The organism is Fontivita pretiosa, from assembly GCF_050410795.1.
GTDB classification, from domain to species: Bacteria; Planctomycetota; Phycisphaerae; order Tepidisphaerales; family Tepidisphaeraceae; genus Fontivita; species Fontivita pretiosa.
The window spans coordinates 4,724,976-4,737,031 of the sequence record NZ_CP191258.1 but is presented as its reverse complement, the minus strand read 5'-3'; the positions used below and the strand labels follow the sequence as shown (position 1 = coordinate 4,737,031).

General features: G+C 63.6%; 11 protein-coding genes. 7 read left to right on the top strand and 4 right to left on the bottom strand.

Translation table 11 applies throughout. The features are described 5' to 3' along the window. The first annotated feature begins 18 nt into the window (after positions 1-18). Both ACQS5P_RS19150 and ACQS5P_RS19145 read left to right on the top strand, forming a co-directional pair. A complete protein-coding gene (locus ACQS5P_RS19150; RefSeq protein ID WP_428938221.1) occupies positions 19-1,101 on the top strand; it encodes an ARMT1-like domain-containing protein in 1,083 nt (360 codons plus the stop codon). Positions 1,102-1,207: 106 nt separating this feature from the next. Beyond that, the gene (locus ACQS5P_RS19145; protein WP_428938220.1) at positions 1,208-2,323 is read left to right on the top strand and encodes a hypothetical protein; all 1,116 of its coding nucleotides are present in this window, start codon (positions 1,208-1,210) and stop codon (positions 2,321-2,323) included. Here the strand turns inward: ACQS5P_RS19145 and ACQS5P_RS19140 are convergent. Beyond that, positions 2,301-2,954 carry an HAD family hydrolase gene (locus ACQS5P_RS19140; RefSeq protein WP_428938219.1) on the bottom strand — a complete coding sequence of 218 codons (654 nt, stop codon included), beginning with the start codon at positions 2,952-2,954 and terminating at the stop codon, positions 2,301-2,303. The genes ACQS5P_RS19145 and ACQS5P_RS19140 overlap by 23 nt on opposite strands. Positions 2,955-3,043: 89 nt before the next feature. Between ACQS5P_RS19140 and ACQS5P_RS19135 the strand changes: the two genes are divergently transcribed. From ACQS5P_RS19135 to lepB, 3 genes are all read left to right on the top strand, one after another. Continuing rightward, positions 3,044-3,589 carry an RNA polymerase sigma factor gene (locus tag ACQS5P_RS19135; RefSeq protein WP_428938218.1) on the top strand — a complete coding sequence of 182 codons (546 nt, stop codon included), beginning with the start codon at positions 3,044-3,046 and terminating at the stop codon, positions 3,587-3,589. A gap of 54 nt (positions 3,590-3,643) precedes the next feature. After that, positions 3,644-4,450, top strand: coding sequence for a hypothetical protein (locus tag ACQS5P_RS19130; RefSeq protein WP_428938217.1), 807 nt, complete (start codon positions 3,644-3,646; stop codon positions 4,448-4,450). 95 nt (positions 4,451-4,545) lie between these two features. Further along, positions 4,546-6,324 (top strand): signal peptidase I, encoded by a 1,779-nt coding sequence (gene lepB, locus ACQS5P_RS19125; protein ID WP_428938216.1) that lies wholly within the window; start codon positions 4,546-4,548, stop codon positions 6,322-6,324. Here the strand turns inward: lepB and ACQS5P_RS19120 are convergent. Both ACQS5P_RS19120 and mnmA read right to left on the bottom strand, forming a co-directional pair. After that, positions 6,314-7,252: a glycosyltransferase family 9 protein gene (locus ACQS5P_RS19120; protein ID WP_428938215.1), complete on the bottom strand. Its 939-nt coding sequence runs from the start codon at positions 7,250-7,252 to the stop codon at positions 6,314-6,316. The two genes, lepB and ACQS5P_RS19120, sit on opposite strands and share 11 nt — an antisense overlap. Before the next feature lie 85 nt (positions 7,253-7,337). Then, a complete protein-coding gene (gene mnmA, locus ACQS5P_RS19115; protein ID WP_428938214.1) occupies positions 7,338-8,522 on the bottom strand; it encodes a tRNA 2-thiouridine(34) synthase MnmA in 1,185 nt (394 codons plus the stop codon). Positions 8,523-8,749: 227 nt separating this feature from the next. Between mnmA and ACQS5P_RS19110 the strand changes: the two genes are divergently transcribed. Both ACQS5P_RS19110 and ACQS5P_RS19105 read left to right on the top strand, forming a co-directional pair. Then, a complete protein-coding gene (locus ACQS5P_RS19110; RefSeq protein WP_428938213.1) occupies positions 8,750-9,637 on the top strand; it encodes a DUF1559 domain-containing protein in 888 nt (295 codons plus the stop codon). Positions 9,638-9,854: 217 nt separating this feature from the next. Then, positions 9,855-10,880, top strand: coding sequence for a zinc-binding alcohol dehydrogenase family protein (locus tag ACQS5P_RS19105; protein WP_428938212.1), 1,026 nt, complete (start codon positions 9,855-9,857; stop codon positions 10,878-10,880). A gap of 32 nt (positions 10,881-10,912) precedes the next feature. Here ACQS5P_RS19105 and ACQS5P_RS19100 read toward each other — a convergent pair whose 3' ends face one another. Further along, entirely contained in the window at positions 10,913-12,031 is a 1,119-nt protein-coding gene (locus ACQS5P_RS19100; protein ID WP_428938211.1) for a uroporphyrinogen decarboxylase family protein, read from the bottom strand. Positions 12,032-12,056 lie beyond the last annotated feature (25 nt).

The following is a 12,056-nucleotide window of genomic DNA, read 5'->3' as shown; positions in this document are numbered from 1 at the left end:
TTAGCATCCGCCGCTGCGATGTGGGATTCGATCAAAAGCCAACGCCAGCAGAATCGCCGACCCTTCGTCAAGCTCGCCGACCCCAACCGATACGTCGCCTGCAAGTGGGATCTGACACAGGACCACGAAGCCCGCGAATATTGGGTACCGTTTTTCATCGAACATGCGCGGACGATTCTGCGACTGGGCGTGGAAGCGGCGATTGCGCGCGGCCAGGCAAAACAATCAGCCGACGACCGCGCCCGTCGCTGCCATGAGCACTTCACCGAGATCTTCACCGAATATCTGAAAAACCCTGGCCGGCACGGCGTGGTGACGATCCTGACGCTGGACCGCTGGCGAGACCAGATCTTCCGCGAGCATGGCTTCATCGATCCGTTCATCGATTTGAAGGATCGGGAGAATGCGAAGATGCTGCAACTGCTGCCGGCGGTCTGTCGGCAGATCGACGCCACGCCCGATTCGCACAGGCTCCGCGCCGTGATCGAGGGTGTTTTCGCCGGCAACATCTTCGACATGGGCGCCGCCGCAACCGCGGGGCGGTTCCTCGGCTCCAGTCCGGATTTTTTCGAGATTCGCCGCACGCTGCCGGCGCGGCCGTGGCTCATCGACGACTTCGATCAGCTCGAGCAGGTCTGGCATCGCAAGACCTATCGCAAGACGATCATCTTCATCGACAACGCCGGCAGCGATTTTCTGCTGGGCGTGCTGCCGCTGGCGCGGTGGCTGGCCATGCGCGGCACTCAGGTGGTTCTGGCCGCCAACGAATATCCCAGCCTCAACGACATGACCATCCACGATGTGCGCGCCTGGTGGCCACGGATTCTCCGGGCCGAGCCGTCGCTGGCCAGCCTGCCGATCGAATCGGTCAGCACGGGCACGGGCGAGCCACTGATCGACCTGTCGGAAGTTTCCCCGGACTTGAACGACGTGTCGGCGGATGCTGATCTGGTTATCATCGAAGGCATGGGCCGCGGCGTAGAGAGCAATCTCGATGCCGAGTTCTCCTGCGATGCGCTGAACATCGCCATGATCAAGGATGCCATGGTCGCCAAGCGGACCGGAGGCAAAGTCTTTGACGTGGTGTGCCGTTTTCGCTGAATTGGGCCGGCGACGCGACTGGCAGGGCCTCGTACCACGGCCTGCCGACAACGCAACGGGTTCTGGCCAGCAACATCGCCTCGCCTGGCCGGTAGAGCTGAGAGCCATGAACAACTATCAGACCGTCGTTGAGTTGCTGAAGCGGGGACAGGGAATCTTGAAGCTGCGTCCGGAATTCGTTCATCGTTTCTACCCGGATTTGAATCGGCTGGGACAGCAGCGGTTGAAGCGCTCGTCACGGCAGTTCATCCCGGAACGGTGGATCGGCTCGACGGTGGCAGCGGTGAATCCGCCGCCCATGCCAAGTGGCGGGCTGTCTATGGTCGATGTGCCGCGCAGTGTTCCGCCGCTTTCCCTGCGCGACGCGATCAAGGCCGCCCCGCTGGAGCTTCTGGGACAGGACATTCTCGACGCCCACGGTCCGGAGTTTCGCGTGCTGGTGAAGATCCTCGACCCGGGCGAGCCGATCGTGTTTCATCTGCACGCCACCGATGCACAGGTCGCACGCATGAAGCAGAACTTCAGGGGCCATCGCTTCGGCAAGGACGAAGCGTACTACTTCCTGGAAGCGCCCAAAGGTCCCCAGCCATACACCCATGCCGGGCTGTGGGAAGGTGTCACGCACGCCCAGGTGGTGCGCGCCATCGAGCGTGGTCGCGAATACGCATTGGAGTTGTCGCCCAGCTTCTATCAAACCATCGGAGAAGGGTTTTTTGTTCCCGCGGGTGTTCCACATCGACCGGGAACTGCACTGACTCTGGAGATTCAGCAACCTTCCGACGTTTACACACTGCTGGAGCTTTACAGCGCAGGCAAACTGATGCCGCCGGCGCAGCGACATCCGGGCTTCCGCACGCTCGAGCAGGCGATGAAGCTCATCGACGTGAACGTGGCTCAGCGGGTCGGTCGGCTGGATGGATTCCGGCTCAAACCCGTGCCGGTGCAGCGCAAGCACAGCGGCGGGCAGGTGGCCACCATCTTTCCCGTGGAGGTGTGCCGCAAGTTCGCCGGACGACGCATCCATGTCTCCAGCAGGCTGAGCTACAGCGAGTCGCTGCCGTTCGTGCTGCTGATCTGGCGCGGACGCGGAACGGTGAACGGGCGCAGCTTCCGTGCCGGCGATGAGTTTTTTGTCAGTCACGACGCCGCCGCTCACGGCATCGAGCTGCACAACAGCGGCGATGAGCTGGTGGAGGCGTTCACGTTCCTGCCGGCGGTGTGAGGCCGGCGGTCGGGGACGGCGACGGTCTGCGGCACACGTCGCGCACATCGAAGACGAGCATTCCCGCGGCGCGCGCGGCCTGAATCCCCAGATCGCCGTCCTCGAACGCCGCGCACGTTTGCGGCGGCACTCCCAGGCGGCGGGCAGCCTCCAGAAAAATGTCCGGCGCCGGCTTGCCCTGCGCAACATCGTCGGCAGTCACGATCGCCTGAAAGTAGTCGATCAACCCCATGAAGCTGAGGGTTTTGCGGCAGACCGCGCGCGTGCCGCCGGTCGCCACCGCCATCGGCAATCGCCCCGCAAAGTGTCGTATCACCTGCACGACCGGCTCGATAGGCATCACCTGTGGCAGCAGTTTGAGGAACAGTTCCTCCTTGCGCCGACTGGTCTGCTCCACCGGCAACGTCCAGCCATGCCTTTCGTTGAGCAATTGCACGATTCGGGGCGTGGGAATCCCCGCCATCTCGTAGAACATCGCCTCGGGCAGTTCCCGGCCATGTTCCCGCAACGTCTCACACCAGGCCTGATAATGCAGGGGCATGGTGTCGGCGATCGTGCCGTCGCAGTCGAAAACAAGCCCCCGGATATCCGGCGGCAGCGCAAAAGCCAGGCTCGGTTGCTCGCTGTTCATGAATCGGGGCAATACGAAAACCTTTGTCATTTCGCAAGCCGCGGGCTATTGTGCAATTGACGCATGGCCGAGTGAGGGCTCCGGTCCGGATGAAAGTCCCCCGCGATGAATTCGACAGATTGGCCCTGGAGCATCTGGACATGCTCTACCGGGTCAGCCGCCGGCTGACCCAGGACGCGGCCAAGGCCGACGACCTGGTCCAGGAGACCTACCTGCGGGCCTTTCGTGCGCGCGACGACTTTGAGCTTCAGCAGTTCGGGATCCGTCCATGGCTGGTGCGGATCATGCACAACGTGCACTTCAGCCGATCGCAGCGTGAAAAGCGACAGCCAGTTGCGGTCGATGATGCTCATCTGGAGCGCGTCGCCGGCAACGAGTCGGCGGCGGGGGTCCCGCTGGACCCGGGCAGCTTTGAAGGCATGGACCAGCGCCTGGTGAAGGCGATCGAGGAATTGCCGATCGAGTATCAGACGGTACTGCTGCTGTGGGCGATCGAGGAGTTCTCGTATAAGGAGATCGCCGATGCGGTTGGAGTGCCGATAGGAACGGTGATGAGCCGGCTGCACAGGGCCCGCGCCCGGCTTTCGCAGAAGCTTCACGAGTATGCACGAAAAGAAGGACTGATCCGGGAATAACTTGTCCTTTGAACCGGTTTGGTTCTGGTGAGATGGGGTTGCGTGGAATGAGAAATGAATCCTGAGCAGACCCATTTTGATGATCCGGCGTTGAAGGCGGCGCTACGGCGTGCGCTGGGTGGGGAAACGGCCCCGCCGCAACTGCGAGAGCGAATCGCCCAGGCGCTTCGGGCCGAGCGGGCCGCCGGGCAGACACAGCCGACTGGCCAGAACCTGCGCCGTTGGCGCACGCCGCTGTATGGGCTGGCCGCAGCGGCAGCGCTGCTGCTTGGTCTGGGGCTGGTCTACAGCTTTTTCTGGAACACCGATCGATCCGTCCCGCCATACTTCGCAACGGCCATGGTCGAAGCAAGCCGCCGAAGCCTCGGGGAAGATCGCGCCAGAAATGCCGAACACGGCATCGCCGATCCGCTGGCCGCCATCCCCGCCACCGACCTGGCGGCCGCTCGCGCCAAGCTGCTTGCAGAGCTTCGTCATCCCGTACTGGTGATCGATCCGGGCGACGGTTGGACGTTTCAGGGCGCAAGCCTTTCGGAGGTGGGTGGCACTCGTGCCGCGCGGTTCGTCTTCACCCGCGGCGATGCGACCATCTGTGTCTATTCACTGTCCACCGGCGCTTTGGGGTATCGCTACAAGGCCAAAGACGGAATGACCTACGCGCAAACCGACGGCCAGTACCACATCTCGGGATTCGTGCGCGACGGCGCGGTGCATTGCGTGGTGGGCAGTTCCGGCAGCGGCAACCTCACGCTTCGGCAGGTGACCGCACTGCGGAACCAGATCCGCAAAGCCGCCCAGACGATGTCCATGGGAAGCCCGTCCGAGTCGGGCGGTTGCGCGACGTCTGCGCCGGCGTCATGAAGTGTGTGCCTGTGGAGTGCTGGCCCAGTCGATCGGCACGGCGCTTGACCCGGCGGCTTTTCGCCCGCCGGGCGTTCGCATAACATCCCCCACTTATGGACCAGCGATCGCAGAGTTCCGCCGTGCCTGCTTCATCGTCCGGATCAAGCCACGGCTCGCCGCGGGGGCACCTCCCGCCCACTCCGCCACCGCCCGCCGCCCAGCCACAGGTGCTCTCGAGCCGCCCGCCGACCGAAAACGGCTCGGTCGAAGGCAGCGTCAAGGACACGATCGAATCCATCCTGGTCGCATTCATTCTGGCGTTCATCTTCCGCGCGTTTATTGTCGAGGCATTCGTCATACCAACCGGCTCGATGGCCCCCACGCTGCTGGGGGCCCATATGCGTTTCCGCTGCCCGGACTGCGGCTATCGTTTCGAAGTCAACTATCAGGGCATCGACACCGGCACCGACGACATCCGCATCGACTCGATCGCGCGAAACAAGGTCTTCGCCATCTTCTGCCCCAACTGCGGCTATCGCCTGCCGCGATACAACCCGGATGACCCGGCCAACGACGCCACCGAACCGTTCGTCCGCTACGGCGATCGAATCCTGGTGCTCAAGTATCTGTATCTGTTGCAGGACCCGCAGCGATGGGACGTGGTCGTGTTCAAAAGCCCCGAGCGCCCGGAGCGATTCGACTACGCACAGAATTACATCAAGCGCCTGGTCGGCAAACCCGGCGAAACGATCATGGTCCTGGACGGCGACGTTTACGTCACCAACGCGCGCGACCCGCAACTGACGGATTTCAAAGTGCAGACCAAGCCCCGGCATGTGCAGGAAGCGTTGTGGCGGATCGTGTACGACAACGACTATCAGCCGCGCGGGCTGGACCGCGTAGTCACCAACCCGCGCGGGCAGATCGAGGAGAGGGACCCGCCATGGGAACAGCCCTGGAAACTCGAGCCGGGCCAGGCCGGCTGGACGATCGGCGACGGCTCGCCGGGGAACCGCAATTTCATCTTTGACAACCCCGACGGCGCCGCCAGTGTTTATTTCGATCCGGCGGCCAATCCCCTCAAGCATGCCCTGACCGACTGGCTGGCTTACGACGTCACCGTTGATCACGGTCCGAATGACTCGGACACCTACCGTCGCGGCGGCTACGCGCCGGCGGCGAATGTCAGCGACGTCAAGCTCTCGTTCTTCTACGAACGCCGCCAGGGCGACGGACCGCTGCGCGTCCAGCTCACCAAGCACGACGACGTCTTCGAGGCTGCGATCACGCGCGATCAGTTCGAGCTACTGATGAACGGCCGGCGAGTGGCAGGTCCGGCGAAGCTGCCGCGCGGCAGCGGTCCGGTACACGTGGAAATGCAGAACGTCGATTATCGCGTATCGGTACGCATCGACGATCGCGTTGAGCTTGCAACCAGCGAGCAGCAGTATCACCCGGACATCGAAAAACTCTACGCCGCCTTCCGCGCCAACCGCCCGCTGCCACAGGCCGAGGTGCGAATCAGCGCCGAAAGGCAACGCAGCACGCTGTCGCACATCACGCTGTGGCGGGATGTGTACTACCTCAATCGCGACCGCAACGGCCTGCCGCTGCCCTGGGCTTCGCCGGCCGATTTCCCCAGGCGGCTGATGGTCCTGGGGCCCGATGAGTTCTTCGTCCTCGGCGACAACTCGTTCGTGAGCCTGGATGCCCGCTACTGGGAAAAGGAGATCTTCCTGCCCAACGAGGATTTGAAGGTTCTGCCCGGGCGGGTGCCGCGGCGATTCATGCTCGGCAAGGCATTTTTCGTTTACTGGCCGGCCGGGTTCAGGCCCTTTAACTCAGCACCGGCGTTGATTCCCAACTTCGGTGACATGCGCTTCATTCACTGACGCCAGCAGCGAGATTTGCAGCGGCCAGGACCTGGTCTACCCGAATCTCCTCCATCGCCGCGGCACACAGCAAACTCACCGCCGGCCCCAGCGGTCGCCAGCGGACCGGATCGCTGTTGGGCCCAAACAGCGAGACCGTCGGCACGCCGAGGATTCCGGCCAGATGCCCCGGGCCGCTGTCGTTGCCCACGAACACGGCCGCGGCGGCGATCTCCTCCAGCAGATCCAGCAGCGTGCGCGCACGGCGGACCTCGGCCTGCGATTCGAACTGTGCGACCAGTTCCCCCGGCCAGCGATCGATCTCCGCCTCTCCCAGCAGCACGCGAACGCTTCGCCCGGCGGCTTGCAGCGCACGGATCAACTCCAGGAAGCGCTGTGCCGGCCAGCGGTTGGATTCCTTGCCGGCGCCTGGATGGATGACGGCCCGGCCGCTCTGCGGCGTGCGGTTGAACGCGATGCCGCGTGTCGCGATCGAGCGGAGCATCTGCTGCGCCGCCCCCGCCAGCGCCGGCCAGTCGTGCAGTTGGCACACCAGCGATTCGCTCACATGAACCGCCGGGACATTGCGGCGAGTATCGAGGCAGACAAGCTTGGCATGAGGCGCAACCCGGGCAAGCCCCTGTGCCAGCGCATCGGTTTGCCCGGCGGTGAAGCTCACCACTGTGTGCGCGGCGTCGAGCAACTGCTGCGACCGATCGGGCAACTGCGGAACCTGTGGCGGCGGAAGATGCAGCAGGTGCCAGCCCGCCTCGGCGTCGGCGCGCTCCACCCGCAGTACGCGCTCCGCCAAAGCGCCTTTCTGCGAATGTGTGACATAGATGATCCGGCTCTGCGGCAGAATCCGCGACAGAGCCATCGCGATCGGCCAGGTCACGATGAAGTCGCCCAAGGCCGCCTGGTGGAAGATGAGCACGTTCCTTCGCAGCACAGGCAGATATTTACCAGATGTCAGCAAGTGCGTCGCGATCCGGAATCACAACCGCCACTGGCGGTGGACGAAAGGGCCTGAACACTCATCGTTCGCTTCGTTCGATCCAGCCGCCGCCCAGCACTACGTCACCATCGTACAGAACGACCGCCTGGCCCGGCGTGATCGCCGACTGAGGCTCGTCGAAGTGGACGGTCAGCTCGTCGGGGCCGCTGAGCGTCGCCGTCGCGGGCTGGGGAGCGTGGTTGTAGCGGATTTTGGCCTGGCAGCGGATCGGACCATGCGCAGCGGCAGAAGGCTCAGGGCACACGGCGGCATCGCGCAGCCGCGAATTGAGGATGTTGATCTGCCTGGCGACCAGCTTCGAGCGCAGCAGGTCCTCACGGCCGCCGACGATCACGCGGTTCTCGTGGGGATCGATATCGACGACGTACAGCGGATACCCCAGCGCCACGCCCACGCCACGGCGCTGGCCGATGGTGAAATGCTGGTGGCCTTCGTGTTCGCCGACGACCTTGCCACTGCTGTCCACGACCTTGCCGGGGCTGAACGCCTGAGGCGCGCGACGCCTGAGCAGTCCGGCGTAGTCCTGATTCGGGACAAAGCAGATTTCCTGCGAATCGGGCTTGTTGTGGACCGGCAGGTCCAGCTCGCGCGCGATGGCCCGCACGTCCTGCTTTTCAAACTCACCAATGGGAAGCAGCGTGTGCTCGATCGCGGCGCGGGTCATGCCGAACAGGACATAACTCTGGTCCTTGCGATGGTCGCGACCGCGAAGCAGCGCCTTTTCGCCCGTAAGCGGATCAGTCCCGATGCGGGCGTAGTGTCCGGAGGCCACGTAATCGGCGCCGATCGCCTCGGCATAACGCGCCAGCTTGCCGAACTTGAGCCAATCGTTGCAGCGCACGCACGGGTTGGGCGTGCGCCCGCGGTTGTACTCGGCGACGAAGTAGTCGATCACGCGATCGAAGTCTTCCTCGAAGTTCAACACATAGAACGGGATGCCCAGGGCACCAGCGACGCGGCGGGCGTCGGCGGCATCGAGCACCGAGCAGCACCCCTGCCTGCTCTTGCCCGATGGATCGCAGGAAATGTCGGCCGAAGCCGAGCCTTCCGCCTCGTCACGTGCCACGCCATTGGGCCAGCCCAGGCGCATGAACACGCCGACGACCTCGTAGCCGGCGCGCAGCAGCAGCGCCGCAGCGACGGAGCTGTCCACGCCGCCGCTCATCGCCACCACTACCTTCTTGTGGTCATTTCCGAACGACATTTCCGACCATTTAATCTGCTGTCAATCGCCTGAATCCCTCAAAATTGAGGATTAGAGCGGCACAACAAGACTTGCGATCTCTTCTTGACAGTTTGCTCCTGAGATTATATTGAGATTGAGTCTCAACTTCTACAATGCCGCCGGGCATCGCCTACCTCAGCCTAGCCCTGCCCCGCGGTTCAATCAAATTGGCCCTGGCTGAGCTTGGGATCACGGAGTCGATCGTCATGAGTGTTCGAATCAACACCCGTCGGCAGATGCGTCATCGGAAAAGCACAGCCTCCGGCCCGGCCTTCACGCTGGTCGAACTGCTGGTGGTCATCGGGATCATCGCCCTGCTGATCGCCATCCTGCTGCCGACGCTTTCCAAAGCCCGGCACGCCGCCCGTTCCACCGCCAGCCTCAGCAACCTCCGCCAAATCGGGGTTGGGCTGGTCCAGTATCGAGTTCACAACCGTGGCTACTATCCTCTGGCCGCCTGGCAGAGCATGAAGGATCGCGCGCGTTTCCGCTGGGCCGATGCAATCTATCCGTTCATGCGCAATACCGAGGTGTACATGAGCCCGCACCTGGACGAAAACGAGCGAAAGCGGATGAACAAACCCTTCCACCACACCGTCGATCCCAACGCCAACCCGGGAATCCTCCCGACGTCGGTGTTCTTCGGGGGATACGGATACAACTGGCAGTACCTGGGCAACGGGCGCACCTGGCCGGGGGTCAGTGAGTACTTCGCGAAGGAATCGGCGATTCGCGCGTCGGCCAAAACGATCGCCGTCGCGGACACCAACGGCTCGAAGAACGGCGGGGCGACGTGGACCAGTGAAGGCGTGTACGTAATCGATCCCCCGCTGATGTCGCTTGAGCTGGGCTCGCGCGGCAGTCGCAAGAGCAGCGCCACGCCCGGCCCGGGCAATTACGGCTACACCGGCGGCAACGACGGCGACCCCCTGCACCGCTCTACCCCCGCCGAACGCAACAACGGCAAGGTCAATGTCCTGTTCTGCGATGGCCACGCCCAGCCCATGACCCTCAGGGAGATGGACGACTTTAACCAGGACGGCCAGCCCGACAACGGCTGGTGGAACGGCAAAGCCGACCCTGGCCTGAGATAGTTCGCGGATGACGCCGCAGGGGCGCGGTGATCACGCGCTGTCTGGCCGGTGATGAGTTGATCCCCTGCGCGGGCGCGACGCCCGTGACACAGCCCGGCATCTGTTCAGTGCAACGTACAGCCGCGAGAGACTGGGCAGATCCGAACAATCTGGCGAGACGCGACGGCTGGCCGCCGGGTTGGCCGATCGGGTACGATTCCCGCGCAGAGCAGTGAAGATGAACACGCTCATCCTCGATCAGCCCGGCCAGATGCGCTTCACGCAGACGGATGAACCGGCTGAGGTTCCGCCGGGCCATGCGCTGGTTCGCGTGCATCGCGTGGGCATCTGCGGGACCGACTGGCACGCGTACCATGGCCGCCAGCCATTTTTCAGCTATCCGCGAATTCTTGGCCACGAGTTGGGCGTCGTGGTCGAGCAGGTAAACGCCCGCGACGGACCGCAGTCCAGTGTAAAGCCGGGCGACCGCTGCTCGGTGGAGCCATACCTGAACTGCGGGCGGTGCATCGCCTGTCGGCGCGGCAAGCCAAACTGCTGCGCCTCGCTCGTGGTGCTGGGCGTGCACGTCGATGGCGGCATGCGCGAGCGGATCGTCGTGCCCATCAACAAGCTGCACCGGTCTCAGACGCTGTCCCTGGATCAGCTCGCATTGGTCGAAATGCTGGCCATCGGCGCTCACGCCGCCGATCGCGCTGCGCTGGAGCCGGGCGAGACGGTCCTGATCCTGGGCGCCGGGCCCATCGGCCTGTCGGTGATCCCGTTCGCTCGAGCCGCCGGCGCCAACCTGATCGTCGCCGACATCCGCGAGTCACGCCTCGATTTCTGTCGCCGGCAACTCCATGTGCAGCACACCATCGATGCAGGTGCCGATCTCTTGCAGCAACTGCGCGACCTGAGTGAAGGCGAGCTGCCCACCGCCATCTTCGACGCCACCGGAAACCCCCAGTCGATGGCCAGAACGTTCGAGCTGGTCGCCCCCGGCGGGCGGATCGTCTTCGTCGGCCTGTTCCAGGGTCAGCTCAGCTTCGATGATCCCAACTTTCATCGTCGCGAGATCACGCTGCTGGCCACTCGCAACGCCCTGCCCGCCAATTTCACCCGCATCATCGCGATGATCGAGTCAGGGCAGATCGACACAACCCCCTGGATCACCCACCGCGCACGTTGCGATCAGCTCATCGGGCGGCTGCCCGAATGGCTCAACACCAGCGCCGGGCTGATCAAGGCCGTCGTTGAGTTCTGAGGCAAGGCATATCCGTTGCTCCTGCTGCGCCCTCAGCCCTGCGTTTTTCCGAGGAAGCACGCCCGCGCCTCGGCCAGCATCCAGCGGTATCGCTCGAAGCTGACCTGCGGCGGGACCGAATGATCCGAGCCGAAGATGTACCCGCCCTGCCGGGCGATCGGCACCTTCTGATGAATCTCGGCCCGCAGCGCTTCCTTTGGCCCCAGCATGTTCGTAACGGAAATGTTCCCCCAGAACGCCAACCGCTTGCCGTAACGACGGCGCATCTCGACGACGTTCAGCCCGGCGGCGGTCTCCAGCGGATTGAGCAACTTCAATCCACACTCAATCAGGTCGTCGATGATCGGCTCGATGGCGCCGTCGGAATGTGTCCAGAAATCGATGCGGTTGTCACGCAGGAACTGCCCCACCCGCTGCACCGATGGCAGCAGATATCGCCGCCACGCCTGCGGCGAGATCAGCATCGACTTTTTCCATCCCAGGTCCTCGAACATGATGAAGCCGTCGGGGCGCATGTCCATGTCCAGGCACTTGCGGAGAATCGCGATCACCAGCGACTGGTACGTTTCGGCCATGTCCTGCACCCAGTCCGGCGATTCGATCAGGTCCATCATGAGCTGTTCCATGCCGCGATGCCGCCAGGCCGCGTTCCACGGGCCATACGCGCGGAACAGCACGTAGCGATTCGTGTCGCGCAGCGCGCGATACTTGCGTTGCGCCGTCGGCCAGTCCGGATAAGGATCCATGTGCGCGAAGTACGAAGCATCGTCGATGCGTGCCGGGGCATTGGGGTCCGGGCTCAGTGTCAGTTGAGGCTTGAGCTTTTCCCAAGCATTGCGATCCGTGGTGACGTGATCCTTGAAGTCCAGACTTCCGGTCTTGTCGACCGGCTTGGTGATGGTGCAGCCGTAGCGGTCCTGGTAGGTGATGTATCCCCCTTCGCGACGCAACTGCCGCTGCGGACATTGCGGAGAGGTATCCAGGTACATCCAGGCGATGTCCAGCCCAAAGTAGTCGGACGGATGCACGTCGGCGGGCATTCCCTGCTGTTGCCAGGTGGGGATCGTGTCGTCCCAGAACATTTCATGGCAGGGCAACTGATCGGGCGGCTGGAAATCCAGCGCCGCGCGAACGCGTTCACGACTGGTCATGTGAGGCATGGAATCAGAATAATCG